General features: G+C 53.1%; 27 protein-coding genes. 16 read left to right on the forward strand and 11 right to left on the reverse strand.

The window, feature by feature from the left end:
* Positions 1–159: 159 nt before the first annotated feature.
* Positions 160–885 (forward strand): queuosine precursor transporter, encoded by a 726-nt coding sequence (locus tag R70723_RS05920; protein ID WP_039870522.1) that lies wholly within the window; start codon positions 160–162, stop codon positions 883–885.
* Between the two features lie 121 nt (positions 886–1006).
* On the opposite strand, the gene R70723_RS05925 is transcribed toward R70723_RS05920, so the two are convergent.
* Together R70723_RS05925 and R70723_RS05930 are read right to left on the reverse strand one after the other, a co-directional pair.
* Positions 1007–2101, reverse strand: coding sequence for a M24 family metallopeptidase (locus R70723_RS05925; RefSeq protein WP_039870524.1), 1095 nt, complete (start codon positions 2099–2101; stop codon positions 1007–1009).
* Positions 2102–2149: 48 nt separating this feature from the next.
* Positions 2150–2866, reverse strand: coding sequence for an MBL fold metallo-hydrolase (locus tag R70723_RS05930; RefSeq protein WP_039870527.1), 717 nt, complete (start codon positions 2864–2866; stop codon positions 2150–2152).
* Between the two features lie 167 nt (positions 2867–3033).
* Between R70723_RS05930 and R70723_RS05935 the strand changes: the two genes are divergently transcribed.
* Both R70723_RS05935 and R70723_RS05940 read left to right on the forward strand, forming a co-directional pair.
* Positions 3034–3879 carry an SDR family oxidoreductase gene (locus tag R70723_RS05935; RefSeq protein ID WP_039870529.1) on the forward strand — a complete coding sequence of 282 codons (846 nt, stop codon included), beginning with the start codon at positions 3034–3036 and terminating at the stop codon, positions 3877–3879.
* An 86-nt stretch (positions 3880–3965) separates the two neighbouring features.
* Positions 3966–4484 carry a GNAT family N-acetyltransferase gene (locus R70723_RS05940; protein WP_039870531.1) on the forward strand — a complete coding sequence of 173 codons (519 nt, stop codon included), beginning with the start codon at positions 3966–3968 and terminating at the stop codon, positions 4482–4484.
* Positions 4485–4508: 24 nt separating this feature from the next.
* Here the strand turns inward: R70723_RS05940 and R70723_RS05945 are convergent, their stop codons facing one another.
* Entirely contained in the window at positions 4509–4838 is a 330-nt protein-coding gene (locus tag R70723_RS05945) for a winged helix-turn-helix transcriptional regulator (RefSeq protein ID WP_039870533.1), read from the reverse strand.
* Between the two features lie 90 nt (positions 4839–4928).
* On the opposite strand from R70723_RS05945, the gene R70723_RS05950 reads away from it, so the two are divergent.
* The 9 genes from R70723_RS05950 to R70723_RS05990 all read left to right on the forward strand — a co-directional run bounded on the left by R70723_RS05950 (position 4929) and on the right by R70723_RS05990 (position 13887).
* Positions 4929–5189, forward strand: coding sequence for a YqkE family protein (locus R70723_RS05950; protein ID WP_039870535.1), 261 nt, complete (start codon positions 4929–4931; stop codon positions 5187–5189).
* Positions 5190–5745: 556 nt separating this feature from the next.
* Complete coding sequence (locus R70723_RS05955) at positions 5746–7194, forward strand: RtcB family protein (RefSeq protein ID WP_039870537.1); 1449 nt, start codon at positions 5746–5748, stop codon at positions 7192–7194.
* 1 nt (position 7195) lies between these two features.
* Positions 7196–8482 carry an ATP-binding protein gene (locus R70723_RS05960; protein ID WP_039870539.1) on the forward strand — a complete coding sequence of 429 codons (1287 nt, stop codon included), beginning with the start codon at positions 7196–7198 and terminating at the stop codon, positions 8480–8482.
* A 168-nt stretch (positions 8483–8650) separates the two neighbouring features.
* Positions 8651–9154, forward strand: coding sequence for a sigma-70 family RNA polymerase sigma factor (locus R70723_RS05965; protein ID WP_039870541.1), 504 nt, complete (start codon positions 8651–8653; stop codon positions 9152–9154).
* Positions 9147–10358 (forward strand): anti-sigma factor, encoded by a 1212-nt coding sequence (locus R70723_RS05970; RefSeq protein WP_039870542.1) that lies wholly within the window; start codon positions 9147–9149, stop codon positions 10356–10358. The genes R70723_RS05965 and R70723_RS05970 overlap by 8 nt, the downstream gene beginning before the upstream one ends.
* Positions 10359–10535: 177 nt before the next feature.
* Positions 10536–11042 (forward strand): metallophosphoesterase family protein, encoded by a 507-nt coding sequence (locus R70723_RS05975; RefSeq protein WP_039870544.1) that lies wholly within the window; start codon positions 10536–10538, stop codon positions 11040–11042.
* A gap of 114 nt (positions 11043–11156) precedes the next feature.
* Entirely contained in the window at positions 11157–11621 is a 465-nt protein-coding gene (locus R70723_RS05980; protein ID WP_039870546.1) for a GNAT family N-acetyltransferase, read from the forward strand.
* A 25-nt stretch (positions 11622–11646) separates the two neighbouring features.
* The gene (locus R70723_RS05985) at positions 11647–12357 is read left to right on the forward strand and encodes an HAD family hydrolase (RefSeq protein ID WP_081957235.1); all 711 of its coding nucleotides are present in this window, start codon (positions 11647–11649) and stop codon (positions 12355–12357) included.
* 453 nt (positions 12358–12810) lie between these two features.
* Positions 12811–13887, forward strand: coding sequence for an LCP family protein (locus R70723_RS05990; RefSeq protein WP_039870551.1), 1077 nt, complete (start codon positions 12811–12813; stop codon positions 13885–13887).
* Between the two features lie 61 nt (positions 13888–13948).
* Here R70723_RS05990 and R70723_RS05995 read toward each other — a convergent pair whose 3' ends face one another.
* Complete coding sequence (locus R70723_RS05995) at positions 13949–15067, reverse strand: FAD:protein FMN transferase (protein ID WP_039870552.1); 1119 nt, start codon at positions 15065–15067, stop codon at positions 13949–13951.
* A gap of 240 nt (positions 15068–15307) precedes the next feature.
* Here R70723_RS05995 and R70723_RS06000 point away from each other — a divergent pair, with 240 nt between their 5' ends.
* Both R70723_RS06000 and R70723_RS06005 read left to right on the forward strand, forming a co-directional pair.
* Positions 15308–15880 (forward strand): TetR/AcrR family transcriptional regulator, encoded by a 573-nt coding sequence (locus tag R70723_RS06000; RefSeq protein ID WP_039870554.1) that lies wholly within the window; start codon positions 15308–15310, stop codon positions 15878–15880.
* Positions 15881–15982: 102 nt separating this feature from the next.
* Entirely contained in the window at positions 15983–18079 is a 2097-nt protein-coding gene (locus tag R70723_RS06005) for a YhgE/Pip family protein (RefSeq protein WP_039870556.1), read from the forward strand.
* Positions 18080–18189: 110 nt separating this feature from the next.
* On the opposite strand, the gene R70723_RS06010 is transcribed toward R70723_RS06005, so the two are convergent.
* Positions 18190–19122, reverse strand: coding sequence for a glycosyltransferase family A protein (locus tag R70723_RS06010; protein ID WP_039870558.1), 933 nt, complete (start codon positions 19120–19122; stop codon positions 18190–18192).
* 711 nt (positions 19123–19833) lie between these two features.
* Positions 19834–20088, reverse strand: coding sequence for a hypothetical protein (locus R70723_RS06015; RefSeq protein ID WP_039870561.1), 255 nt, complete (start codon positions 20086–20088; stop codon positions 19834–19836).
* A 197-nt stretch (positions 20089–20285) separates the two neighbouring features.
* Here R70723_RS06015 and R70723_RS06020 point away from each other — a divergent pair, with 197 nt between their 5' ends.
* Positions 20286–21008, forward strand: a complete 723-nt coding sequence (locus R70723_RS06020; RefSeq protein ID WP_039870562.1) for a DsbA family oxidoreductase — start codon at positions 20286–20288, stop codon at positions 21006–21008.
* Between the two features lie 22 nt (positions 21009–21030).
* On the opposite strand, the gene R70723_RS33285 is transcribed toward R70723_RS06020, so the two are convergent.
* Positions 21031–21195 (reverse strand): hypothetical protein, encoded by a 165-nt coding sequence (locus R70723_RS33285; protein WP_156123786.1) that lies wholly within the window; start codon positions 21193–21195, stop codon positions 21031–21033.
* Positions 21196–21298: 103 nt separating this feature from the next.
* On the opposite strand from R70723_RS33285, the gene R70723_RS06025 reads away from it, so the two are divergent.
* Positions 21299–22576 (forward strand): IS110 family RNA-guided transposase, encoded by a 1278-nt coding sequence (locus R70723_RS06025; protein ID WP_039870016.1) that lies wholly within the window; start codon positions 21299–21301, stop codon positions 22574–22576.
* Between the two features lie 729 nt (positions 22577–23305).
* Here the strand turns inward: R70723_RS06025 and R70723_RS06030 are convergent.
* The 4 genes from R70723_RS06030 to R70723_RS06045 all read right to left on the reverse strand — a co-directional run bounded on the left by R70723_RS06030 (position 23306) and on the right by R70723_RS06045 (position 26700).
* Positions 23306–24886, reverse strand: a complete 1581-nt coding sequence (locus R70723_RS06030) for an oleate hydratase (RefSeq protein ID WP_197071794.1) — start codon at positions 24884–24886, stop codon at positions 23306–23308.
* 232 nt (positions 24887–25118) lie between these two features.
* Positions 25119–25688 carry a dihydroxyacetone kinase transcriptional activator DhaS gene (gene dhaS / locus R70723_RS06035; RefSeq protein ID WP_039870567.1) on the reverse strand — a complete coding sequence of 190 codons (570 nt, stop codon included), beginning with the start codon at positions 25686–25688 and terminating at the stop codon, positions 25119–25121.
* Positions 25689–25765: 77 nt separating this feature from the next.
* Positions 25766–26161 carry a hypothetical protein gene (locus R70723_RS06040; protein ID WP_039870569.1) on the reverse strand — a complete coding sequence of 132 codons (396 nt, stop codon included), beginning with the start codon at positions 26159–26161 and terminating at the stop codon, positions 25766–25768.
* 23 nt (positions 26162–26184) lie between these two features.
* Positions 26185–26700 (reverse strand): hypothetical protein, encoded by a 516-nt coding sequence (locus R70723_RS06045; RefSeq protein WP_039870571.1) that lies wholly within the window; start codon positions 26698–26700, stop codon positions 26185–26187.
* Between the last annotated feature and the right edge of the window lie 62 nt (positions 26701–26762).

Genomic DNA, 26762 nt, shown 5'->3' on the forward strand with positions numbered 1-26762 from the left:
GCGAAAATATACAGATAAATTAGTGAATTTACTGGAAACAAAATTTCATGGCCTGTAAGGTTTTATTGTGATAGAGTAGTAATGTTTGTTCCGGCATAACATCATAACCGCGGTTCGTAACCATCCCGCGTAACCAAAACTAGGAGGATTTATAGATACATGTTTAATTTGCTGTGGGGAATTTTGTTTGTGGTTGTCAATTTTGCTTTTTTTCTGATCTGTTACCGGCTGTTCGGCAAAAAGGGCTTGTACGCCTGGGTGGGAATAGCGACTGTTATTGCTAACATCCAGGTAGCCAAGACGATCGAGATGCCCTTTGGAATCGTTATGACGCTCGGCAACACGATGTATGTCACCTTATATCTGACCAGTGATCTGCTGAATGAGAAGTACGGGCGGGCTGAAGCGCGTAATGCGGTCTGGTTCGGATTCTTCACGCTGCTGATGACGACAGCGATTATGCAGATGGTGCTTGTGTTTGAGCCGCAGGAGACGGACATTGCGCAGTCCTCGCTGACAACGATTTTCGGCCTGATGCCGAGGCTGGCCCTGGGCAGTCTTACCGCTTATTTCATCAGCCAGTTTCTGGATGTACGCCTGTACGCCTGGATCCGTAAATATTACGGCAGCTCCCGCCAGCTCTGGATCCGTTCGAACGGCAGCACAATGATCAGCTCCTTTGTCGATACGCTGATTTTCTGCACAATTGCCTTTGCCGGACTATATGATCTGAAGGTATGGACGGAGATTCTGCTGACAACCTATCTATCCAAGTTCCTGCTGACCGGCGCCGGCACGCCTATCCTCTACATCGCCCGTTCCTTCAGCTTTGCTGAAGAGACCGGAGCCCGCAAGGATAATGACGGTGCAAAGCTTGAGCTGTAAAAGAATACGTATGCCTCAGTCGGCAAAACAGCCGGCTGAGTACAAATAAAAAGCAGCAGGCTCCCGGAAATGGGCCTGCTGCTTTTTTGCATAAATATAAGCTTGCTTGGCTTGTTGCTGCCTACAGATGAAGTACAGTGAGCTCTTTAGGGAAGCTGGTCAGAGTGACCGGACCTTCGGGCGTAATGAACACATCATCCTCAATACGCACTCCGCCCAGACCCGGCACATAGATGCCCGGCTCAACAGTGAACACATTGCCGTGCTCAATAATGTCGGTGTTCAGTCCATGCATGGACGGATATTCATGAGTATCCATACCGAGGCCGTGGCCGACCCGGTGCATGAAATATTCACCGTACCCTGCAGCCTCAATCACATCACGGGCAGCCTTGTCCACCGAGCCGAAGGTAGCCCCGGCCCGGGAAGCGTCTATACCGGCCATATTGGCGGCCAGTACCGTATTATAAATCTCAACCAGCCTGCTGTCGATTTCGCCGACAGCAAAGGTACGGGTAATATCGGAGGCGTAGCCCGCCGCATATACGCCCATATCGAACATCAGCAGATCACCGGGCTGGATGATCCGGTCGCCAGGCACGCCGTGCGGCAGCGCCGTATTCGGGCCGGAGAGCACCATAGTGTCGAAGGAGGGGCCGGAAGCGCCGACCTTTTTCATCAGATACTCCAGCTCTGCAACCAGCTCGATCTCGGTCACTCCGCTCTTAATATGGCTCAGCCCGCGGCGGAGCACCTCCTCTACCAGCTCGGCGGCATGCTTCATCCGGCTGATTTCCTCCGGTGTCTTTCTGGCGCGCATAGCCCGCAGCAGGTGGCCGATGTCGCTGAAGCTTCCGGCCGGAACGGCAGCGGACAGCAGCTCATAGCGGCTGACGGAGAAATGCTCCTTCTCGATACCGAAGACTGCCGGCGCAGCGCCGCCGAAGCGGGACTGAAGCAGCTCATACGGATTATCCGTATCGCTGTGCGTCAGGATTGTTGTAACCGAGGAGGCGGCCTGCGCAGCCTCGCTGTCCAGTGCCGGGACAATCAGCACAGGCTCTTCACCGCGGATCAGCAAAAGGCCCAGAAACCGCTCGTGCGGGTTCGAGGCAAATCCGGTCAGATAGTATACATGCTTGGGATCGGTTACCAGCAGGGCATCCAGCCCGCCGGCTGCCATTCCTTGCTCTAGACTTTTCAGAGCATCGTTCATTTAAGATATTCCCCTTTCGTATAACCCTTCTAAACATCAATTCTCTAATTATAGCAGAGATTCCGTCAATGTCCCGATAAGCTCCTGCGGGCTGCCTTCATATACTCCGCCGTGATAACAAAGGATGGTGCGGACCGGCAGGTCCTTCAGCTTCAGCAGGCTGCGCAGCGCCAGCGGCATATCCGGTGTGGCCGCATCCCATGGTCCGGCCAGCTCCCCGTCCAGAACACGCAGCTCATCAGCAGCAAGCAGCAGCTCCTGCTCCCGCAGGTAGAGGCAGATATGACCCGGTGTATGCCCGGGAGTATGGATAATCTCAAGCCCGCCGCCCCAGGGCAGCTGTTCAGCATCATGAAGCTCTTCGATTTCCGGCAGCTGCTTCAGCTGCTCCAGAAAACGACCGAACGCTTCCCGGCGTTCCGGCGGCAGCTGGGCAATCCGTTCCGGGGTCATTTTGAGCATGGGCTGGCTGCCGCTTATAACCGGCAGATCACCCGGATGGGCGAACAGCCGGATACCGGGGAATTGGCGGACAAGTGCGGGAAGATTCCCGATATGGTCTGTATCCTGATGGGTTAGAATGATCCGCTTCAGGCTGGAAGGGCCTTCGCCTGCTTCCTCAATGGCCTTAATCAGAGCCTCATACTGATCAAACATGCCGGTGTCAATCAGCGTCAGCCCGTCTTCGTCTTTAAGCAATACAGGATGCACCTGGGATTCTCCCAGCGGGATAGTGAGCACTATAATATTCGGTCTGATCTGCATCGTTAGCTCCGGGAGCGTCTCCCGGATTCACCTCCTGAAAGTTTTGGGGCTATTCTTTTCTTGAACCCCTGATATAATGTAACATTATCTTAGATCAACTGCCTGGTAAAAGCCAGGCCGGGACTGCAGTCGGCAGGGTCCTGTGCAGGAGAGGAGAATGAGCGGCTATGCATGGCAAAATTGTGCTCGTCACCGGCGGCAACTCCGGTATGGGACTGGCTACTACGATTGAAATGGCCCGCCGGGGAGCGAAGGTAATTATGGCCTGCCGCAGCAGGACACGGGGCGAAGCAGCACTGGCTGAAGCCCGGCGGCAGAGCGGGTCGGAGGACATTACGCTGATGCTGTGTGATCTGGCTTCCTTCCAGAGCATCCGCAGCTTTGCCGGGGAATTTCTGGCGGCTTATCCGGTATTGGATGTCCTGATCAACAATGCCGGTGTGGTTACGCTCAAGCGGGAGCTGACTTCAGACGGCTACGAGATGGATTTGGGTGTCAATCATCTGGGGCATTTCCTGCTGGCCAATCTGCTGCTCGGGGCGCTTAAGAAGGCGGAGCAGGGCAGGGTCGTCGTTGTAGCCTCCGGTGCCTACAAGATCGGCAAGCTCTACCTGGAGGACCATACGCTGTCGCGCGGCTTCAATCCGGCCAAGGCTTATGCCCGCTCCAAGCTGGCCAACATCCTGTTCACGCGGGAGCTGGCTGCCCGCCTGCATGGGACCGGAGTTACGGTTAATGCAGTCCATCCGGGAGCTGTCGGAACAAGCATCGGAGTGAACCGGGAAACCGGCTTCGGCCGTTCAGTGCTGAAGCTGCTGTCGTACTTCTTCCTGACGCCGGAGCAGGGGGCGGATACCGCCGTTTATCTGGCGACGGCTCCGGAGCTAAGCAATATCAGCGGGCAATATTATTACCGCCGCCAACTCCAGGAGCTGTCGCCGAGAGCCGCAGATGCCAAAGAAGCGGCCCGCTTATGGCAATGGAGCTTGGAGCAGACGGGACTGGAAGATTAGACGGCAGCAGGGTAGGATAACAAAACTGCACATTATGTTGTACTTGTATAGAATGATTAGTATAGATCACTAGGGGGAACAGCAGCATGGCCTGGAACAATTACAGCGTAGAGGATGCAACAATTGAGGATTTAGCGGCAATCGTGGAAATCTATAACTCGACAGTTGCAGGAAGAATGGTGACTGCCGATCTTGAGCCGGTAAGTGTGGAGGACCGGCTGAAGTGGTTCTATGAGCACAACAGCCATCACCGTCCGCTGTGGGTACTGAAGCATGAACATGAGATTGCCGCCTGGTTCAGCTTTCAGTCCTTCTACGGACGTCCTGCGTACAATGCAACTGCTGAAATCAGCGTGTATGTAAATGAAAAATTTCGCGGCAAAGGAGCCGGCAGCATTTTGCTGGCCAAGGCACTGGAGGAATGTCCGCGCCTTGGCCTCCAGAATCTGGTCGGATTTGTATTCGGCCACAATGAGCCTAGTCTGGCCCTGCTGAGGAAGTTCGGGTTCAAGGAGTGGGGACTGCTTCCGGGGGTTGCCGTAATGGACGGCATCCCGCGTGATTTGGTCATTATCGGAGTCAAGCTGCAGCAGCCTGAGCTGTAATGGCACAGCACACTGCTCCTGAGGCTACTGCGGCGGACATTCCGCGGAATCAATCCAGGCGTCCGACCATTTTTCCAGATCACGCATGACGGCTTCAAGACCCCTGCCTTTATCCGTCAGGGAGTATTGTATCCTTACAGGTGTTTCAGGAAAAACCTCGCGGAGCACAATGCCCTCCTGCTCCAGCTCCTTCAGCCGTTCGGACAGGAGCCGGCCGCTGACGGGCAGCGCGGACTCAATGGTGCTGAAACGCTGCGGGCCCTGGAGAAGCTGATAGATGATTAAGCCCGTCCAGCGTCTGCCGATAATATCCATGCTTTTTTGCAGCTTCGGACACAGGTCTACGGATTTCATAAGGCTCACCTCTTACTGTACATTATAAACGGAATGACCGCCTGCTAAAACAAATTTGAAGATAATACAGGATCTGAAAGGACGATTACAATGGCTAAAAAGAAGCAAAATACAAGTGCTCCGCGCCCTGCAGCAGCAGAGGCCCCGGCTACACTCAAGGATCTGCTGAGCAGTGATGTGCTGAGCAAGCTGAAGGCTCAATCCGATGCGCTAAAGGCTGAAGAGCAGGATAAAAAAGAGGCCGTCCGCAAAGCCGCAGAGGATCAGCGAAAGGCTGAGCAGAAGCGGCTGGAGAACGATTTTGCCCATCTGCTGGAGAACAGCAGCCAGGATTGGCACAAATTTAAATAATTTTTTACCGGAGTACAGGGTTGACAATTTACACCAGCGCCGATTATATTGGGTTTACTAAGAACAGAAGGGAGGCCGATGGGTCATGATTGGAACAAATGCACAGACACTGCCGCTAAGCCGCATCACAACCGCATACGAACAATCTGATTTCATCGCCTTCGTCCGGACGACATGATGCGCAGTCTGCTTATCCTGTCTCAATTGCATTAAGGTATGCTTGAGCCGGCGCTGCCCGGAGCCTCAAGCCGCCCTGCCTTACCCGGAGCCGTATGATCAGAACCTGATCTGCGGCTCTTTTTGTTGTACCTACAAACAAAACTTGTATAGAGCGAATTTCTTTAGAAAAGAGGGAGTAACGGAGGGGAATTTTTGGAACTGGAGGAGCGTTAGCGACCGCCTTTGTTTGCGGATTTCCACCGCTAGCAGCGGTTGTAATCAAGAAATCTGCAGACAACAGCGGCCGGAAGTCTAAACTTTCACCGGAGTTACGACTATTCTGTTTCTAATAAAAATCGTTCTATACTAACCAACCCGAGAGGAATTAAATACATTTATGAATACTACAGAACAGCAAGCGGGCTATGAGCCCCGCTATAAACATGAAATAGCCCTTCCGGGCGGTGACCTCAAGGTATATGCCAGTGAGCAATTGTTCGGCACGCTTGATTACAAGGTCCTGGAGATGGCTAATAACAATCTGCAGATTCCCGGCATTGAATACATGAGCTATACTCCGGACGTGCATGTAGGCGTCGGAACCTGCATCGGTACTACTGCGGTATGGGATGCCGCATCGGGCTATGTGTCGCCGTCCATCGTGGGCAGCGACATCGGCTGCGGCATGCGGGTCCATCTGACCAATCTGCATAAGGATGATCTGCGCGAGGTGAAGCTGCGCCGCAAGCTGGTGAAGGCAATCGAGAAATATCTGCCGATGGAGCAGCAGCAGCGCGGCCATTACAGTGATATAAGGCTTGAGAATGTTGTCCGCAAGGGCCTGCAGGGTCTGCCGAATAAATATATCCCTGACAGCTACACACCGAAGAAATCGAGCGCGCTGTCGCATGTCGAGATTAAGCGGCTTGGCTTTGACGAGGAGATTCTGAACGAGCTGCCGGATATGGCCTGGCACCGCGGCCACCGCCAGCTCGGCACACTTGGCGGAGGGAACCACTTCGTAGAGATCCAGGCGATCGAAATCGCTGAGGAGCAGCGGGCCGTAGCTGAAGCCTGGGGGCTGAAGGACGGGCAGATCGCCGTGATGATTCACTCCGGCTCCCGGGCCTGGGGCGGAATGGTGAACCAGTTCTGCACGCCTGCCTTTGCCAAGGTCATGGGCCAGCTGGGACTGGGCAGTGCCGATCCGCGGCTCATTTATGCTCCGCTTGCCCACCCGCAGGCCCAGCGGTACGTTAATCTGATGTACTCCGCGCTCAACTATGCGGTAGTGAACCGCCATCTGATCGCATATGGAGTACGTGAAGCCTTCCGCGATGTGTTCGGCACCAAATGCGAGCTGCGGACGCTGTATGACCTGATGCACAATTATGCCTGGGAGGAGGAAACCTCCTCCGGCACAAAATTTGTGCACCGCAAAGGGGCGACACGGGCTTTGCCCGCCGGCCACCCGGATAACCCGGCTGCCTATGCCGCGACCGGCCATCCGGCGCTTATTCCCGGCTCTATGGGAACCGCTTCGTATATCATGGTCGGCCAGAGCGGCGGTGAAGAAAATTACTATTCCATCTGCCACGGGGCAGGACGCATCCGTTCCCGCTCAGCCACTAAGCGGCTGGTGTCTGTCCAGGAATTTTCCCGTTCACTCAACGTCGGCAGTGAGGATGAGATTGTGGTAAATCAGCATTCCCTGGAATCTATCATTGACGAATCCCCTCAAGCCTATAAGAATGTAGATGAGATCATAGAAAGCGTTACGGGCGCCGGCCTGGCTGCTGTGGTAGCCAAATGCAAGCCGCTCGCAGCGATAAAGGGGACGAAATAGGATGAAGCAGGAGTATGAGAAGCAGGCTGTAGTTTTTCCTTATGATGCAGGTGCCGGCGGTCTGATCAAGGGCTATGACGTATATGCCCGGCTCGTTGACGGTATTCTTGAAGCCCTGTACACACGCTATAATGTCCGCTATGAGCTGTACGCCAGCGATGATCCGAACAGTGAATACTGGAAGCTGCTGCAGGAGGATGTCCAGTCAGGCAATCCGGTCGTTGAGCATGTGGCGCGGATTTTTGACCGGCTGGAGGACAGAACCTTCGTTTACGACGATGACAAGGAGCAGCCGGAGTACAACATCCATCTTTCGATACGCAATAATGTGCTGGCCTATCCGTCGATGGGTGTAGCACTTGCCCGGGTGCCGGTATTTCAGGAGAACGGCATCAATTTTCAGGATTTTGTATTCGCCGCATCGGATAGCCAGCTGCAGGCTTTTCTCGGCAATGTGCGCAGACGGCAGCGGGAGCAGAACATTAACAAGGTCACGGTGTTCACTGACCGCCGCAATGGGGTCTGCCGTGAGGATGAGCCGATTACCCGGGCTGCTTCCCGTGAGGAGGTTGTGCTGGATGCCGCCGTCAAGAAGGAAATTTACCGCTCGCTGGACCAGTTTTTTGATGCGGACCGCAGCTTTTATGTTAAATATGATATCCCGTACAAAAGAGGCATCTTGCTCTACGGCCATCCCGGCAACGGCAAGACCACGCTTGTAAAATCCATTGCCGGCAGCGTGCCCGGACCTGTGGTGTACTGGCAGATTACCGAGTATACCAGCAGCGAGTCGGTGAATGAGGTGTTCGAGGCTGCGGCCAGGCTGGCACCCATGGTACTGGTCATTGAGGACATAGACTCCATGCCGCAGGAGGTCCGTTCGTTCTTCCTGAATACACTGGACGGCGCGACCTCAAAGGAAGGGATTTTTCTGATCGGAACGACCAACTATCCGGATAAAATCGATCCCGGCCTCATGAACCGCGCCGGGCGCTTCGACCGGGCCTATGAGATCAAAATGCCGAACGAGGCGCTGCGGCTGGAGTTCCTGCGGCTGCGCGGCTTCACTGCTTTTGCCGGTGAGGAAGGGGTCGGCCTGGCTGCCCGCCTGACCGGGGACTTCTCACTCACCCAGCTCGGCGAGCTGTATGTCAGTGCTGCGCTGGAGTGGCATGAGAACGGAACGGCTGATGTCGAGGAGCTTGTCCGCGGAATGCGCAGCGAGCTGGATAAAGGCCGCAAGCGGGAATGGATGCGGGATGCCTCATCCTCGATCGGATTTTATTAATAGCAAGCCCTATACGAGCCATGCTGACCGCTTAACCAGCGGTCAGCATGGCTGTTTTACTGTTATCCGGTACACCAGATAAGCTGGTTTATAATTTGACGGATGTAATTTTAGGAATTAATGTAACTTTTGGATCACTGAGACGTGGTTAGTGTAAGGGGGGAGGGAATGAAGCCGGATTCGCTGGATCATCACTATCAGAGTTATGTTCACGATATATACCGTTATTTGTACGCCCTCTGCCGCAATCACCACCTCGCTGAGGATTTGACACAGGAGACGTTTTACCGGGCTTATCTGTATCTGGAGGATTGCCGGGAGGAGCGGATCAAGCCCTGGCTGTTCCGGGTAGCCTATAATGCTTTTATTGATCATACGCGCAAAGCGCGCCGCAGTGTTCCGGCACAGGACGGGTATTTCAATAGTCTGCCGCATCCGGATACAACGGAGGAGGTATTCATGCGGCGGCAGAGGATGGAGGCGCTGGCTGTCTCCATCGGCAGGCTTCCGGAGGCGCAGCGTCATGCGCTGCTGCTGCATGATTTTCACGGGATCGCGTATAAGGATGCCGCTGCCATCATGGAGGTAAGCCTGGCGCAATATAAAATACTGATCTTCCGGGCGAGGCAGAAGCTGCGGGAAGAAGAACGGAGGAGCGGCGGAGATGAGTGAGGAGTTTAAAGAAAGGCTGCGCAAATACAGTGAAGGCAGCCTGCCGGAGGAAGAGCGGGCGGAAATGGAGCAGGAGCTGGAGAAGCTGGAGGCCTATCAGAGCTATCTGGATGAGCTGATGGAGCAGGAGGATAAGCAGTCTGCACAGAAGGCTGCATGGAATTCCGGACGGATGCCGGCTCAAGGCGGGGCTAATCCGCAATTAAAAAAGAAAAAAAAGGCGGCATCCGGAGAGAAGCGGATCATCCGCCGGGGCAAGTGGAAGGCCCGCATCTCTAATACCATGACCGTGCTGTCTGCCTTTCTGACTATTACGGTCATCAGTTCGATTATAACGGCTGTTTATTACAGCACCGGAGAACGGGGAGAAACGTACAGGGACGTCATCTCTTCAGCTATTGCAGTTTCGAGACCCAATACAGTTGTACATTTAAATTCCAATGCCAAAACTTTTTTCAGAATGGATTATTCAGGCAGACTGCTGAAGCAGGTTGGAAGTGATCAGGTCGATGCGGGCAGCTACTCTACCCAGATGCTGTTCGGGCTTGGGGGAGTAGGAACCTATAACTGGACCGATGAGCGTACCTCCCGTCAAATTTTTACCTATCCGCAGGCTGGCCAGTCCCAGGGTATTGACGACAGCGAGCAGTGGGAGCGCCTTGCTAAGCTGCCGGAGGGCACGGTGGCCGAAGCCTATCTTTCCCTTGATCAGCTGTATAGCACCGCTGAGCTGCTTAGAAAGCTGGAGCCGCTGGATGTGCTGCCTGTGTGGTTCGCCGTGGATGATGGCATCAGTACAGCCAACGCTGTGGTAACCAGCCCGCTGGGCTTCCCCTATCAGCCGATCTGGCATGCCAAGGATATGACGGTACAGTCGACTACAACAGAAAAGCGGGGCTGGTTCGGCAGTGTAACCTCCAGCTCCTCCAGTTCACCTTCCGTTGAAGCCTACGGCAGCAGTGATCTCCGTGAGAGGAACTTTCTCGATACGCTGCGGCTGCTGAAGGAATATAAACTTCTGTCCGGTAACGCAGGGTTGTTCTTAGACCTGGACGAATCGTTAAGCTATATTGAGAAGAACGGGATCCAGGTATATGGTGTGGTTGTTACAGGACCGGTGAAGGAGCTGCTTGAGCTTCAGGAGGATGCCTGGGTCAGCCGTATCCGGATTGGAGAGGTACGGCTGTGGAACTGGCGGGACTGAAGTGTGATTAATACTGGCGTATCAGGTGCAGACCTCCCGCAGAAGGGATGCACCTTCCTTATATGAGAGCGCTTTACTTGCTTCTGTGTGCTGCAAATCGTACAATGATCTGAAAATATGCATTCGCTAAAAGCGATGACAGATGTACGAGATTATGCAGATTAGGAGCTGAATCAGATGAAAATAGGAGTCGTATCCGATACTCATTTGCCGCGTTCGGCCAAGAAGCTGCCGCAGGCGCTTGTGGAGGAACTCCGCCAGGTGGACCAGATCCTCCATCTGGGAGACTGGGTGGCCCTGGAGATTTATGACCTGCTGGCTGAGCTTGCCCCGGTGGAGGGGATTGCCGGCAATAACGACGGCCAGGAGATTATCCGCCGGTTCGGAGAACAGAAGATCGTTACCCTGGACGGGGTGCGGATCGGACTGATCCACGGGCATGCCCCTTACTCCCGTAAAGGGACGGACGGCAATGCATTGCTGGCCTTTGAAGGCCAGGAGGTGGACTGCATCCTGTTTGGTCATTCCCACCAGCCGCTGATGCGCAGGGAGAACGGCGTCCTGCTGTTCAACCCGGGCTCGCCTACTGACAAACGGCGTGAGAAGCAGTACTCCTTTGGAATACTGGATATTGAAGACGGCAAAATCAGCGCCCGGCATGTCTTCTACGATTCCAAGGAGTAGCGGAGGCCTGGAGCTTTTGTCCAAATGATCCGTCATTCTCTCCATGGCAGTGCCGCGGCGGTTATTTTAGAATTCTACTATAACAAGCCACGGCGGCGAAAAGAGGGAACTGGAATGGAAGCTTACCGTTTGGAACAGGCAGGATTGCAGGATGCGGAGCTGATTGCCCCGCTGTTCGATGATTACAGGGTATTTTACGGGCAGCAGCCCAATCCCGCAGGAGCTCTGCAGTTTATACAGGACAGGCTGAGGGCAGAAGAGTCGGTCATTTTTATGGCGGTACAGGATGAGGCTGGCAGCAGGCGGGCCGGCGGTTTCGCACAGCTCTATCCGTCGTTCTCTTCGCTGACGATGCAGCGGCTATGGGTGCTGAATGATCTCTTTGTAGCAGAGCATTTGCGCGGTCAGGCTCTGGGCAAGCTGCTGCTGGAAGGTGTGCGCGAGTATGCCTTAAGGACCGGCAGCAAGGGGCTGACGCTGACCACCATGACGGATAATATCCGGGCACAGCGCCTGTATGAGGCTCAGGGCTATATAAGGGACGAGGAATTTTATACGTATGACCTTATTTTTAAATGACTAGCTTCAGGTAAGGAGAATTGTAGTGGATAACAGCAGTAAATTAGCAGTGTTTTTTGATCTGGATGATACGCTGTACGACCATCTGGTGCCGTTCCGTGAAGCGGTGCGCGAGGTGCTGGCGCCGGATGAGGGCAGTCTCGACTATGCGGAATTATTTTATACGGTAAGGCATCACAGCGATCTGCTCTGGCCGAAGTACCTGAGCGGGGAGATGGAGCTGGAGGAGACGCGGGTGCTGCGCCTGGAGCTGGCTTTTGCCGAGTATGGCATCGCACTTAGCCGGGAGCAGGCGGAACGTGTGCAGGCGGCCTATATCGGGCGGCAGTATACCATTGAAATGATTGACGGGGTGGAGGAGCAGATCCGGCGCTTCCTGGCACTTGGGCACAAGGTGGGTGTGATCACCAACGGGCCGAAAGCGCATCAGACGAGCAAGCTGCGGGGCCTCGGTATCGACAAGCTGATTCCGGCGGAGATGATCTTCATTTCGGATGCGGTCGGACTGGCTAAGCCGGACCCGGCGATCTTCAGGCATGTCAATGAGGCTACGGGAACCACTCCGGAGAATTCGCTGTATGTCGGCGATACGTGGGATAATGATGTGGTTGGCGCCTTGTCGGCAGGCTGGAAGGTTTGCTGGTACAATCCCCGCGGCAGAGAGCCGCGTACGGAGCATGTGCCTAGCTATATTTTTGCAGATTACAAGGAGTTCAGCAGGCTTCCCCTGATCTGAGGGGCTGGCGGAATATAAAGATAACAGCAAGCGGCGGAGCCTTGGCTCTGGCGCTTTTTTGTGTCCTCTATAAATACTTTAAGTTGAGGTTATATATGAGGCCTTTCTGTTGGGCTTGTGTATAACTCCATATAGCTGCACTTTCTGCAATTAAAATCAGTAGAATCAGCTTTTTCAGCGTATAGCTGCATTTCGTACAATTAAATTAGCCCAAGACAGCAGGAATCAGCATTTTCCCGTTTTTTAATTGCAGAGAGTGCAGTTAAACGGCAGATGCGGTGAAAAACAGGTGTTTTAGTTGTATGAACTACACTTAAAGCTATATTGCTTGAATTGGTAATCTTGTAATTTTGGGAAGAAAATCCTAACAGCATGATAGAAAGCATACCCTCACCAGAGTCATTAAATGTAAAATAGAGTAAAATTATAGAACAAGGAAAGGTTCGCTGACCAATGAAAAAGAATAACCCGGTCCCGTCATCGCCCTTGCAAAGAACAGGCAGGAACAAACTCAAAAAGAAAAGTAAGCGCAGAAGAAAGGCATGGCTCACGTTTCTGGCGTTTATTTTTATTGCAGGAAGCCTGTCCTTTATATTCCGCAAGGAATTAATGATGTTCGGGTTTGACCATGTTGTCGCACCGACCGTAGAAGGGACGCTTAAGAATTCCTATGTTCCGCTCAGCAATAACAAGGATGAAGCAGAGGATGCTTCAATAAACCTGGATAAAAGTCCGCCATTCTCTCTGCTGCTGCTGGGTACAGATCAGCGGGGCAAGGAGAACGGCCTGTCCGATTCCATTATTTACACAGTGGTCCGGCCGAAAGACAATAAAGTCCTGTTCATTTCGGTTCCACGGGATTCGTATACCAGAATTGTCGGGGCAGAAGAGGTCAAGGGAGCAAGAAAAAACACAAAAATTAATGCAGCTCATTCGTACGGAGGCGCGCAGATGAGTGTGGATACGGTTGAGCACCTGCTGGATGCACCGGTAAATTATTATGCAACGATTAATTTTAGCGGACTGGTGGAGGTGGTGGATGCAATAGGCGGGGTGGAGCTGCCGGTTACCAAGGTGATTGAGAATAAAAACCCGGCGCATGAGAAGCTTCGTATTGAGCCTAATAAGCCGATTTATTCAGGAAAGGAAGCCTTGATGTATGTAAGGTACCGGGAGGATTCGGATTTCAAGCGTACAGAGCGGCAGAGAATATTCCTTAAGGCAGTATTAGACCGGATGAAGAATATCAGTAATATCGCTAATATCAAAGAAATTATGGGCGTTGCCGGGGATAATTTCAAAACAAATATGAGAGCCGAGCTTATGCTTGATCTGGCGAAGAAGATTATCTTTGAAAGCGGCGCTCCGCAAATCAGCAGCCATATGCTGCAGGGGACGGATAAGCGGACGGATCAGTGGTACTACATTTTAGATGAGCAGGATGTGCAGAGCACCCATGATTTAATTGAGCTCTGGCTGAATCCGGACACGGCGGCGGGCGAACTGATTGCGGAGGATCGTGAAGGGTAGGGGAAAGGATATGAAAAGGAGGGGGCTGAGCGCCTCCTCCTTTTTGCATAGGAATATAAGGTTAATCTGCGAAGCTATACGTCGGATCGGTCAGCTGCAGCCGTTCACGGATACCGTCCGTAGCATAGATTTTGTTGTCATCGGTAATAAAGAAAGCCTCGACATCTTCAGGAAGTGATTTCAGATATGCCATGCCTTCCTCCAGGCCCATCAGGAATACGCCGGTGGACAGGGCATCCGCATCTGTCGCGCTTGGACTCATAATGGTGATGCTCTTAAGCCCGTTCTGGGAAGGATAACCGGTACGCGGATCAAGAATATGGTGGTAACGGATGTTATCCTGCATGAAATAGCGCTCATAGACACCCGAAGCGTCAATAACCTCATCGGTGATCTTAATCGTGCCCAGCTGGGTGCCGCGGCTCTGGTCCGGGTCCTGCAGGCCGATATTCCAAGGGGAGCCGTTTGGCTTGTTGCCAAGGGCGATAATGCTGCTGCCGCCAAGGTTGATCATTGCGCTGTCCAGCCCCTGTTCCTTCAGGTAGTCGGCGATCCGGTCAGCGGCATAGCCCTTGCCGATTCCGCCCATGTCCAGCACCATGCCTTCTCTGGCAAGCTTGATGGTCTTGGCGTTCTCATCAATAATAATATCCTTATAGTTGGCCAGGCTCTTCGCGGTGTCTATTGCGGCCTGATCCGGCACGCGCTCGCCGCCTTCACCTATAGCCCACAGATCCACCAGCGGTCCGATCGTCGGCTCATACAGCCCGTCCATATCTTCAGCATATTTAATAGAGAGCTTTACAATATCAAGTGTTTCGTCGGATACAGCTACGGCTTCTTTGCCGGCCGCCCGGTTCACGGCGTACAATTCTCCGTCTTCCTTAGTGCGGCTGAACTGGGTATCCATCCGCTCCAGCATGCTCTGGATATCATCCATATTCTGCTGGGTGGCGTCGTTGCCGAATATCTTGATGTTCACAACGGTATCATAGATATAAAAAGTCTGCGCCAGCGCTTTGGTGCCGCCTTCTTCGGTTACGGTTGCGCCTCCCGGGGTTTCGGTTGCAGCGGTATTGCCGCTGTCATCCCCTTTACCGCCTACAGCAAGCCAGACAACAACAGCCGCAACAATGACCAGACCGGCCAGAATAAGCAGCATTTTTTTGTTTTTAAACATATTCCACCATCCATAATGTAGTTTCAAGATCACATCCTTCTTATCATACCCCAGAAAAGACGGCAATGGATACTCCTTTCATGACATTTTGCGGAGAGTCAGGTACGATCCGGGAAAGGATTAAATTTTAAATAAATGGTTGTCATCTGCCTGCAGACATGTTAAATTAGTGAATGACCGGATGACCAGAAATATAATTTAGTCAATTATGCTGCTGTTACCCAGAAGGGAGCCCGAACGATGTCTATCGACCGCAAAGCGTTAATTCTTCAGGCGGCAACCAAATCCTTTGTACAATTCGGTTATAAAGCGACAACGATGGAGCAGGTTTCCAAGATCGCCAATGTCGGCAAGGGAACGATCTATACGTTCTTCAAGACCAAGGAGGAGCTGTTCGAGGAAATTCTGGACAAGGCTTCGCAGGAGTTAACCTCGGTGATGAACCGGATCGCCGCTGAGGATAACACCTTTATTCATAAGCTGTTTAATCTGCTTGATTCCATCCTGGAGTTCCGCTCTGATCATGAGCTGTTCGTCAAGCTGGCCCAGGAAGTGCGTGACATCGGTACGGTGCAGGCACTCGAAGGGGTCAAACGGATGGAGGACTATGCTCTAGACTTCCTAAGGCAGCAGATTGAGACTGCTATCAGCAGCGGTGAAGTGAAGCCCTGTGATTCAAGCGTCGCCGCCTTTATGATTCTCCGCCTCTATCTGGCGCTTACTACGGAGTGGAACAAGGCGCATGAGCCGCTGGATGAAGCCCGTATCAAGGAGCACATGATTTTGTTCATCTCAAACGGTATTCTCAAGTAACGCTGAACACCCTGGCCTGTAACGGGCTGTTTTTTTCCGCCAATAATGAATAAGATTGAAAGTTTTCATGATTTTACAATTAACAGATTGAGGGTGAAGCCTGTGAGAGCCATTAATGTATTCTGGAAGGATTTAAAAATACTGCTCGGGAAGCCGATGCTGCTGCTTACGCTGCTTGGTGTGGCGGCACTGCCGATGCTGTACAGCGGTTTTCTCGTGGAAGGCTCCTGGGACCCTTACGGAAATACAGGCAAGCTCCCCGTGGCTGTAGTGAACCTGGACAAAGGCGCGCAGTATGAGGGGAAGACGATGGAGGCCGGCAATGATTTTGTGGACGAGTTAAAATCAAACACCGATTTCAACTGGAAGTTCGTTGATGCAGCCGAAGCGGAAGATGGTATGGCGCATAACCGCTATTATATGACGATTACGATTCCTGCTGATTTTTCGCAAAACGCGACTACTCTGACGCAGGAAAAGCCGGTGCAGTCGGAAATTGTTTTTGAGCCGAACAGTGATTATAACTTTGTCGCAGGGCAGATCGGCAACAGTGCCATGAATAAGCTGAAGTCGAAGCTGTCTGCTAAAATTACTGAAGCCTATACACGCAGCATGTACGATCAGGTGGATACGATTGCTGCGGGGCTTGATGACGCGGGCAGCGGGGCAAGCGAGCTGCAGGAAGGTGCAGACAAGCTGACAGACGGCTTGTCTACGCTGAAGACCAACCTGAGCAAGCTGTCGGGCGGCACAACCGAGCTGCAGAGCGGCCTGAAGCTGCTCTATAAAGGAGCGGGTACCCTGAATGACGGCACAGGCACGCTGACTGACGGAACAGCAGATCTGGCCAGCGGCCTCAGCCAGCTCTCCAAAGCGGAGCAGCAGCTGCAGGAAGGCGCGGCGAAGTCGCAGACCGGAGCTTCGCAGCTGGCCGCCGGGCTGGCGGGTGCCAAGGACGGCAGCGGTAAGCTGACCGCTGGGCTGACGGCCTCCGAGGCGGCGAGCGGCGAGCTGGCTGATGGTGCCGGGCAGGTAGCGGCCGGGCTGGAGCAGCTGCTCGCAGCGACGCCGGAGCTGCAGGACAGCGAGCAGTTCCAGCAGCTGCTGGCTGCGAGCAAGCAGGTGGCCGCCGGCAGCGCGCAGCTGCACAGCGGCCAGGAGCAGCTGCTGGCGGGCAGCACGCAGCTGACGGAGGTGCAGCAGCAGCTGTATGACGGCGCTGCTGCACTGAGCAGCGGCGGAACGCAGCTGGTCACCGGCTTAAGCACATTCGGCGACAAGCTGAATGATGCGACCTCCGGCAGCAGCAGGCTGGCTGCCGGGGCTTCGGCCCTGAAGCAGGGTGCTTCGCAGCTGGCTGAAGGGCTGACCAGGCTGGCCGGAGGCGTCGACGGCCTGTCGGAAGGCGCCGGCAAGCTGACGGAGGGTGCCGTTGAGCTGCAGGACGGCTCCGGCAAGCTGGCCAGCGGCAGCGGCGAGCTGGCGCAGAAGCTGAGTGACGCGGCAGCAGAAACGGCCAGCGTGAATTCCAGCGACGATACAGTCAGCATGTTCGCCGAGCCGGTCAAGCTGGTCGAGAACACGGACCGCAAGCTGGATCATTACGGTCTGGGCATTGCCCCGTATTTCTTATCGCTTGCGCTCTTTATGGGGGCTCTTGTGTTCACAACCGTATTCTCCCTGCGGGAATCGAATGTGCCGGATGCATCGCCGATGGGCCGGTTCGCCAGCCGTACGCTGATGTTCATCATGGTCAGCGTGCTGCAATCGCTGCTTGCCGATGCTGTCCTCCTGTACGGCTTGAAGCTGGAGGTGCAGAGCGTGCCGCTATTCTATCTGTTCACCCTGCTCGTCAGCTTCACCTTTACCATGATTGTCCAGGCGCTGGTAACGTGGCTGGATAATCCGGGCCGCTTCCTGGCGATTGTACTGATGATCTTCCAGCTGACCTCCAGTGCCGGGACCTTCCCGCTGGAGCTGCTTCCGCAGTGGATGCAGAAGGTTAATCCGTGGCTGCCGATGACGCACAGCATTGTCGGCTACAAGGCGATCATCGCCAGCGGCGATTACGCCCTGATGCGTGAGCAGATCGTATATCTGCTAAGCTATGCCGTGGTATTCCTCGGCCTGACGTTCTTGTATTTCCTGCGCCAGCATGGCAAACGGACGAAAAGTCCCGTTCAGGAGCTGACGGCTTAAATAGAATGACAAAACACCCGCACGCCTGGTGAAGGCGCAGCGGGTGTTTTGGTATGCGGGGCAGCGGCTGGCTGCGGGGAACGCAGCTGTGGGGGAGGGGATGTGTGTTGCTAGTCCAGCATGAACTCCCTGTATTTGTTCTTTCGTGGATTCAGGACAAACCAAATGCCGCTGGCATAACCGGATACGGCATTAAAATTACGCTTCAGCGTAGATTTGCCGGTCAGATAAGTAAGCGTCCAGAGGAGGGCGGCGTAATTTTTGACCGGTGCTTTGCGCAGATTAAGCAGATAATAATGGTTCACCGCGGTAGCCCGTGCTACCCGCCCGGCCTTGTCGCGCGAGCTTGGTGACTCATGATGGGTAATCTTCATCTCGGGGTTGATGACAAGCTTGCCGTATCTGCTGGCCAGATGGCACATGTAAATGTCGTCGGCTACGGCATAGCTGGTCATCCAGGGATAGGGCTTCATATCCTTCAGCGATTCCCGCTTGAACGACATGTTGCAGCCGTGGAAGAAGTCGGTCTCAAAAATATTGTCCGTCTCCCCCCAGAGCAGCAGCGAACCAGCTAACGTACTGGCTGACAACCTGCCCGGTGAGGCCGACATCTGGCAGGTCAGTCTGCCCAGCAGCTTCCCGGACGCACTGCTGGATAAGCCCTTGGCGATGCCGCCGACGCCGACAATGGAGTGGTCAGAGGCATAGGTGTCGAGCATCCGGCGGATATAGAGCGGGTCGTCCAGCTCGGCATCATCATCGAAGCTAAGCACGATCTCCCCGTCAATCAGCCCGAGTGCTTCATAGCGGGAGAGCCAGACGCCGGGCTTGGTTTTGCGGTAATAATGCAGCTCGGCATCAGGCATCTGGGCCAGTACCTTGCGGAAATGCGCCAGGACACTGTCCTCGATCTCGCCGTCGTCAACAATCAGCAGCTCGATCGAAACATCCTCCAGCTCGGTCTGCCTGCCGATGGATTCAATGCACAGCGTAAGATCGCTGATCCGGTTGCGCGTGGGAATGACTATGGATACATCATGCATGCTGCTGCTCCTTCCGGGACGCCCTGAGCCGTCCATTTGACTTGGATTAAGAATGCTGCCGGATAATCTTGTTAACCCAAGTGTACCCTCACCCCGGGGAGGCCGTATATACCACTTTTGTGTACTTTTTTACGGTTTTTCTGAAATTTGCAGCTGCTGACCAGCAGTTGGGGCTTTCAGTGCACTGCTTAATTGATTTATATAGAATGAACTAATAATATTGCTGTTTTGGGATTGCATGTGACTCCAGAGAATGTTTGGACTTCCAGCCGCTGTTGTCTGCAGATTTCTTGATTTATACCATTTTTAACGGTTGAAATCCGCAGACAAAGGCGGTCGCTACCGCTCTTCCAGTTCCAAAATTCTCCTCCGCCACTCTTTCCTTAACATAAATTCTTAAGTTCAATCTATATAGTTGAAAAAAAGGCACTTATTACCCCGCCATTTGTCCTGCAGACTAGTTTAGTTGGAGAAAGTGCACCTAAAAGTATGGATTTTACTCCTAATGCCGCATTTAGGCTGAATTAGATGATGATTTTCCAATTAAATCTTATAATGTACGAGGAAAACCGGAATTAAGTATTACTTTTCCAATTAAATTCTTAAACGCAGCTGAGAAGAAGTCCTATACCCTTCAGACTCTCCACAATTTGTATACGGCCGCCGCTCACAGTTTCGGATTTAACTAATATTTCAACTGGCGCCCGGTGCTCAGAAAAAAGGAAACAGGATATCCAGCACGCCCCCGCCATAAATGATCATTAACAGACCCAAAATAATGCCAACTACTCCGGCCACACGCACAATATTCCTTATTTTAGGATCTGCATCATCTGAAGCAGTGCTTTTTCCTCCATAAGCATTGTGATATTCCACCGTCCTGCCCCGGGTATAGCGGATTCCGCGAATAAAAAAGATGATTCCCAGCATACGGGTGAACCAGTCAAGCAATGACCATTCCTCCATCAGCTCACGCTCCTTTAATACAGATTAACCCGGCGCGTGTGCGAAGCTGCAGAATACGTTTGTAATTTTCGGTTTATAACTATATAATTGTAAGTGACGTATTATTTGTTAATGAGCCTTGGTATACGCGTACGCAACAGATTAGAGGCCAAGGGTTACATTAACTAAGCATGCACAACAATTAGGAGGTACTCACAATGAGAATAGATGTATGGTCTGATTATGCCTGCCCGTTCTGCTACATCGGCAAAAGACGGCTGGAGCACGCGCTGAGCCAATTCCCGGACCGCGACAAGGTGGAGGTTGTATTCCGCAGCTTCCAGCTCGACCCGACAGCCCGGACAGATGAAAGCAGAGACATTCATGAAATGCTGGCTTCCAAGTATGGAATGACCCGCGATAAGGCTATTGCGATGAACGAACAGCTTGCAGGGCAGGCGCAGGGCGTCGGCTTGCAGTTTAACTTTGACACACTGGTGCCTACCAATACTTTTGACGGACACCGCCTGAGCCATTACGCTGCCACCAAAGGCAAAGACAAGGAGCTGACTGAACGTCTGCTAAAAGCGTACTTCACTGATTCGGTGAATATCGGCAAGCATGATGTCCTGGCTTCGCTGGCTGCCGAAGTAGACCTTGATGCGGAAGAAGTAGCTGCAGTCCTGAACAGCGATGCTTATTCGGCTGAGGTGAATCAGGATATTGATGCGGCCCGGCAGCTGAATGTGACCGGTGTACCGTTCTTTGTCTTCAATAATAAGTATGCTGTTTCCGGAGCCCAGCCCGGCCCGGTCTTTACTGAGGTGCTCGACACCGTCTGGGCGGAGGAGCAGAGTAAGCCTGCACTGCAGGTTGTCGGCCAGCCTAAATCTCAGGCTCCGGACGGCGAAGGCTGCGATGACGGCTCCTGCAGCATCTGATTGATTGCTGAATTGCAGCATATTAAAGAATCCGCTGGCGGATTGTTGATCCGATTGACGGAATGCCGAACCCGTTGGCGGCGGATTGCTGAAATTGCTGGAGCGATGCCAAGCCAAATGCAAACCCGGTAAACCCGGCAAACCCGGCAAACCCGGCAAACCCGGCAAACCCATTCCGGCTAAACATTCCTGTATTCGCTAAGTTATTGGCTTAGACAAAAACAAGAGCGCCTCGTATGATGAGAGTATAAGGGGTCGGAAGCCCAAAAACTCATCAGGAGGCGCTTACTATGAAGTTTAACCGAAACGAAACAACGAATCAACGTATTGAGCGAATTACGGTGCAGCATGTAGTGGTTGGGATCGACATTGCTAAGGATATGCACGCCGCGCAGATGACCGATTTTCGCGGGCGTTCGCTTACTCCCCGCCATCTGTCTTTTCCCAATACGCTAGAAGGCTTTGAGAAGCTTTTGCGTTGGGTAAAAGAAGCCCAGAGCAAGCACCGGCTAACATCCCTTCTTATTGGACTTGAACCTACGGGGCATTACTGGTTTAACCTTGCCAATTGGCTGCTTCAACAAGGGATTGAGGTGGTGTTGGTGAACCCGGTGACCACCCACCGTAATAAGGAAAACCGGGACAATAGCCCATCCAAGAATGACCCCAAGGATGCGCTTGTCATTGCAGACGTGGTCAGTCGCGGCTACTACACAGACTATGTGACTCAGGAAGCCACTTTTGAGCGTCTAAAGACACTCATGAGTGACAGAGAGTACTGGGTAAAGCAATCGATAAGCTTGGGCAATCGAATCGTCCGCTGGATCGACCTTTATTTCCCCGAATTCCGCCAAGTCTTTCCGGACTGGACAGTGCTTCGTTCGCTAGCATCGCTCCACGCTTGTCCTTTGCCATGTGATCTAAAGAGACTGAGTGTGGATGAGGTGATTAAACTTTGGCGCAAGCAAGGGATGAAACGGGCCTCCGGCGTCAGTGGCAGAGCGAAAGCAGGCGCGTTACTTGCAGCAGCAGCGCGCAGTATTGGGGATACGAGAGCAACGGAAGAAGCACGGCAAGACCTCTACCGCCTGATTCAAACCTACAAGCAGGTAACCGTCATGCTCGGTGAAATAGAGGAGGCCCTCGGGCGGATCCTGCAAGAAATTCCTTTGGCTGAGCAATTACGAAGTATCCCGGGTCTTGGCACGATGACGCTGGCAGCCATTCTAGCCTCAGCGGGCGACCTGCGCCTGTATGCGCACGGCAGGCAATTGTTACGACGAGCCGGTTTGAATCTGGCTGAGTGTACCTCCGGTAAGTTCAAAGGGCAAATCAAGCTCTCCAAGCGGGGGGACAGCATGCTCCGCAAGCACTTCTACTGGGGAATGCTGAATCTGGTGCGGCAAAACCCGGATTTTAAGCGGTGGCATACGCACAACCAGGAACGGGGCATGAAGAAGCAGGCGTCGCTTTTTAAACTGATTGGCAAGCTGGCTCGTATCCTGATCGGTATGGTCCAGCGAGGGGAATCATACCAAAGTGCATCTGCAGCCCCAGTTGCCGCATAAATTGGAACCACGAGAATTGACTTGTTCGCAGGATTCTACAACATTGCATGTATAAGAGAACCGAGTGTGTGTGTCCGGAAGGGCCTTGACCCGTTAACTAAACGCTATCGGTCTCCACGCCATGGACAGGTGTAACGAAGGAATGTGAGGGCATAGACCCGTAGAGATCTGGGAGGGTGAACCTCCATGGGCCAAGTGGAGTATGCAGGATATCCTTGGATTAAAGCACGTCATACGCTGCTTTTGTTCCTGCATGCCCCTAGCGCTCCTGGCAGCTCAACCCCCACCATTAACTCGCACTCCCTGTTACTCCAGTACGTTGAAATCCTGCGAATGAGTGAGTATTTGTGAGAGAAACTCTTAAATACGAGGGACGGACACCACAGGCGCTATTCAGCTTCAAACCAGCTGTTGTGGATTCTAACGGACTCAGATGACGTTATTGCCTCTCATAATCTGAAATGATGTGCGAATTAAGGCCGATAAGTGCAACTGAGTCCGTTAGCGTGACAAATTGGCGGATTTGGGCTGAATAAGAGCAATACGGTCCGTTAGAATGACGGGGTGCTTGTTCGCGAGCTTGCTCAGCACTGTTACACCGCCGCATAGTATACACGAAAAAGCCAGATCTCCGGCAAATGGAGATCTGGCTTTTTGCAATATATTCGCAGCGGGCCCGCAGCTTACAGCATTCAACCGCAGCGAGCTTCGCAGAATAACCCCGGCCCGCTACCTGAACGAAGTCACGAAGCTGGCGAACAGCGTCCGCACATCGTAATGGTACTGGCGGATCGGCTCCACCGGACGGCCTATGCCGAGCAGAGTGTAGACAGCGGTTCGCGCAGCGCGTACAGAGTATTCCTCAGTGAACACGACGTCATCCGGGATTTCGCAGAACTGGCTGATAAAAGCCAGGTTAGTCGATCCGTCCGGCACAACCTTCGGCCGGTCGGTGCCAAGCCGCGGCATGAACTGGGCGGTGATGTACGGCATCATACACGGGATACAATTGGCCGTAGCCATAATCTCATCGCGGTGCGCCTCAAAATGCAGATGGCCGATGAGCTCCTGCATAATCTCTTCTCCGGTGCAGTCGCACATTTTTTTGTTGACGAAATCACCGACCTTGTCCGGATATAGCCCGTAGCCCCAGAACACCTTGACATGCTCGGGCTGATTGCGGAAATGCGGCTGGAAGGCCAGCACAACCGACATGAACCAGCTGGAATCCTTGAAGGTAACAAGCGCGCCTGTGCCGGCCCGGTTGCGCGTAAACTTCTCCATCAGGTCAAAGAAGACAGAATCCTGAAAGGTGACGGTGAACGACTCCCACTTAGATTCGTCCACATAATCGGCAAAAGGGGACGGATTGCCAAGCCCCGGCTTTTTGGCGGCGATGTTCTCCCACAGCTTCCAGGAGCTTCCTTTGCCGTTCAGCTCAGGGGCAGAGCTCATTGAGCCAAGGCTTGCGCTTTCGGTCATCGAACCGTTTGTGACGATAACGAGGTCGCCTTCTTTTACCTCAATGACATCCGCAATACCCTCGCGCAACACGTTCATCTGCGTAACCGTAATGCCGTCGCCGTCCTTGAACTGCAGATCGGTTACGGTACATTTCAGCGAAAAGTCCACTCCGTGCGGCTCCAAATACTTTTGCAGAGGCAGAATGATGGAATCATACTGGTTATACGGAGTGCGCGTTACCCCCTCCAGGGTCTGAATCCGCGGGAACTCATGCATGAAGCGGAGCATGTACCGCTTGAATTCGACTGCACTGTGCCAAGGCTGGAAGGCGAACGTGGTCGCCCACATATACCAGAAATTGGTCTCGAAAAAATGCGGACCGAACCAGTCGTTAATCCGCGCCTTACCCATCGCTTCCTCCGGCGTAATGATCAGCTTACCCATTGCCAGCCGGTCAGCCATATCAAAGCCCATCGACAGCACATCCTGAACCTTGCCGCTGCGGTCGATCAGTCTCGCATTGGAATGAGTGGGGTTAGCAGTATCGAAGGCGATGATCTCCTCGCGCACCGATTGTCCCGGATGGTCGATAGACGGAATGGTGCTCAGCAGCTCCCACAGATTTTCATATACTTCATCATTAAGCATCCGCCCGCCGCGGATCACATAGCCCTGATCCACATCGCCCGCGCCGTCATTACTGCCGCCGAGAATGTGCATTTCTTCAATAATATGAATGTTTTGCCCGGGAAAATCACAATCCCTGACGAGATAAGCCGCTCCCGCAAGGGATGCAATGCCGCCGCCTACAAAATAAACCTGCCGGTTACCGTGCTCTTTTGTCACAAAAGTCGCCTCCATAGGGTTGTTGATGTGCTGTTCACTTGCTGCCCCTAATGTAATCCAGGAGCGGAACAGAGGGTATAATCAAAACCGCCGGAGTGTCCGGATTTTGGTCATTTGGCATGAAGTGTCTAGTTATTTGACAAAAATATACAGAATATGTAGGGGACGGCCGGCTGGTCGGACTTTGGATCCTTTAATGGCGTGTATGTAAAAAAAGCCGGACAGCCTAAGGCTATACCAGCTTGTTCTCGTATTTATGCAGCGCATTGCTGAAATTACCCTCTATCATCATACTCAGCTGTTCAATCATATGCTTCGGCTGCTCCTTCATGCCGCTGCGCATCCATTGAATAATCAGTCCTGTGAAGGCCAGAGTATAAAAATTGGCGATAAACGCCTTGTCCTCACTGCTGACCTCCATCCCGGCTGACAGCTCCTGAAGCACACCCATAACAAGATCGCTTGTCACCTCATACAGGTACGTATCCAAGTGTGTTCTCCCGAGGGAATCCAGCGTATTGCAGCAGAAGGCCTTGTTGTTCTCGATGTAGCAGAAAATTTTATAGAAGCCGTCGGTCCAAGTGCTGTAGCTGCGGTACCGGGCAATGCTCTCAACCGCCTCTGTCCGGTAAACCCAGCCCAGCAGCTCAAAAATATCCTGGAAATGATAATAAAAGGTCTGGCGGTTCAATCCGCAGTCCTCCACCAGAAGCTTTACGGTAATTTTATTCAGCGGCGTATGCTCCATCAGCTGCTTGAGTGAGCGGGCCAGCGCTTTTTTAGTCAGAAGGGAAGTGGACATAGGGGGTCACCTCATCTTGGATTCCTCTGAAACAGAAGCGGATACAGATACGAATACAGGTACTTTAAAAGCCTGCTTCAGCCCTCACGCCTGCGCTTGACCAGAAAATAAATCCCCTCGGCCACCAGTCCCAGCGCAAAGCCGCCGAGTGTAAACAGCACGAAGGTTAGAAAGCCCGCCAGATCCTCCCAGCCGGACATATCCCTGTACGCGTAGCTGAACATCAGGATAAGTCCGGTAATCAGCCCGGCTGTGGACAGGCACCAGACCAGCTTTCCACCGAGCCAGCCCAGCAGATTGAGCAGTACGGACACCACTAGTGCAAGCAGGCCGAACCGCAGGGCGATCATCATATCAAAAGGCTCAGCAAGCACTGCAAAACGGTACAATAGCAGCACTGCCCAGAACAGGAGACCGTAAACGGCCATCCAGCGGAACCAGATGTGGCTTTTGGCAGTTGGCAGAAATCTCATACCATGATCACCCCGTTGTCAGATTAAATGCTTTCCAGCTCTTCCGCACTCTGCAGCAGATGGTTCAGCAGGCTCGGAATATCCTCCATCTGCTCCTCGGTGATCTGCCGTTTGAACGTAAGCTGGATACAGTTGCTGTAGAGCAGCTCCTCTTCGCCATAGCGGAAGCTTAAGATTTGCTCAGGCTTCAGCTCAGGCCCCCAGATGCCGGTCAGAATGCGTTCAATTGCAGGGCACTGAAGCGCTGTGTCGGTAATTTCCATATAAAAGCGGAGCAGCAGGCTGCAGCCGGGATTACTGTCCGGGGCTTCCAGAATTTCATCGCTGAGCTCCTTCACTGAGGAGCGGAGGACGACCTCGGAGGTTACGCTGATTCCGTCCGTTAGCTTGAAGGCAAGCGTGAATTCCCTGGACATAACGGCCAGATTAAGCAGGTCAGTGCGGCCGGTAATCGTCAGCACGCCGTCGAGATTATCGTAGTCGTACAGCTGGTTTTCAAAGGCAATCTTAATGTTGTCAAAAACAGTAGGGTGGAACAAGGACGCACCTTCTTACCTTTTTCTTTTTATTGTATCATGACGCAAAAGAGAGCGGAAATGTT

Source organism: Paenibacillus sp. FSL R7-0273, assembly GCF_000758625.1.
Lineage (GTDB): Bacteria > Bacillota > Bacilli > Paenibacillales > Paenibacillaceae > Paenibacillus_AQ.

Excerpts from the sequence above, each read along its gene's own strand:
- R70723_RS05920 (WP_039870522.1), top strand. The coding sequence starts at position 160 with ATGTTTAATTTGCTGTGGGGAATTTTGTTTGTGGTTGTCAATTTTGCT.
- R70723_RS05925 (WP_039870524.1), bottom strand. The coding sequence starts at position 2,101 with ATGAACGATGCTCTGAAAAGTCTAGAGCAAGGAATGGCAGCCGGCGGG.
- R70723_RS05930 (WP_039870527.1), bottom strand. The coding sequence starts at position 2,866 with ATGCAGATCAGACCGAATATTATAGTGCTCACTATCCCGCTGGGAGAA.
- R70723_RS05935 (WP_039870529.1), top strand. The coding sequence starts at position 3,034 with ATGCATGGCAAAATTGTGCTCGTCACCGGCGGCAACTCCGGTATGGGA.
- R70723_RS05940 (WP_039870531.1), top strand. The coding sequence starts at position 3,966 with ATGGCCTGGAACAATTACAGCGTAGAGGATGCAACAATTGAGGATTTA.
- R70723_RS05945 (WP_039870533.1), bottom strand. The coding sequence starts at position 4,838 with ATGAAATCCGTAGACCTGTGTCCGAAGCTGCAAAAAAGCATGGATATT.
- R70723_RS05950 (WP_039870535.1), top strand. The coding sequence starts at position 4,929 with ATGGCTAAAAAGAAGCAAAATACAAGTGCTCCGCGCCCTGCAGCAGCA.
- R70723_RS05955 (WP_039870537.1), top strand. The coding sequence starts at position 5,746 with ATGAATACTACAGAACAGCAAGCGGGCTATGAGCCCCGCTATAAACAT.
- R70723_RS05960 (WP_039870539.1), top strand. The coding sequence starts at position 7,196 with ATGAAGCAGGAGTATGAGAAGCAGGCTGTAGTTTTTCCTTATGATGCA.
- R70723_RS05965 (WP_039870541.1), top strand. The coding sequence starts at position 8,651 with ATGAAGCCGGATTCGCTGGATCATCACTATCAGAGTTATGTTCACGAT.
- R70723_RS05970 (WP_039870542.1), top strand. The coding sequence starts at position 9,147 with ATGAGTGAGGAGTTTAAAGAAAGGCTGCGCAAATACAGTGAAGGCAGC.
- R70723_RS05975 (WP_039870544.1), top strand. The coding sequence starts at position 10,536 with ATGAAAATAGGAGTCGTATCCGATACTCATTTGCCGCGTTCGGCCAAG.
- R70723_RS05980 (WP_039870546.1), top strand. The coding sequence starts at position 11,157 with ATGGAAGCTTACCGTTTGGAACAGGCAGGATTGCAGGATGCGGAGCTG.
- R70723_RS05990 (WP_039870551.1), top strand. The coding sequence starts at position 12,811 with ATGAAAAAGAATAACCCGGTCCCGTCATCGCCCTTGCAAAGAACAGGC.
- R70723_RS05995 (WP_039870552.1), bottom strand. The coding sequence starts at position 15,067 with ATGTTTAAAAACAAAAAAATGCTGCTTATTCTGGCCGGTCTGGTCATT.
- R70723_RS06000 (WP_039870554.1), top strand. The coding sequence starts at position 15,308 with ATGTCTATCGACCGCAAAGCGTTAATTCTTCAGGCGGCAACCAAATCC.
- R70723_RS06010 (WP_039870558.1), bottom strand. The coding sequence starts at position 19,122 with ATGCATGATGTATCCATAGTCATTCCCACGCGCAACCGGATCAGCGAT.
- R70723_RS06015 (WP_039870561.1), bottom strand. The coding sequence starts at position 20,088 with ATGGAGGAATGGTCATTGCTTGACTGGTTCACCCGTATGCTGGGAATC.
- R70723_RS06020 (WP_039870562.1), top strand. The coding sequence starts at position 20,286 with ATGAGAATAGATGTATGGTCTGATTATGCCTGCCCGTTCTGCTACATC.
- R70723_RS33285 (WP_156123786.1), bottom strand. The coding sequence starts at position 21,195 with ATGTTTAGCCGGAATGGGTTTGCCGGGTTTGCCGGGTTTGCCGGGTTT.
- R70723_RS06025 (WP_039870016.1), top strand. The coding sequence starts at position 21,299 with ATGAAGTTTAACCGAAACGAAACAACGAATCAACGTATTGAGCGAATT.
- dhaS (WP_039870567.1), bottom strand. The coding sequence starts at position 25,688 with ATGTCCACTTCCCTTCTGACTAAAAAAGCGCTGGCCCGCTCACTCAAG.
- R70723_RS06040 (WP_039870569.1), bottom strand. The coding sequence starts at position 26,161 with ATGAGATTTCTGCCAACTGCCAAAAGCCACATCTGGTTCCGCTGGATG.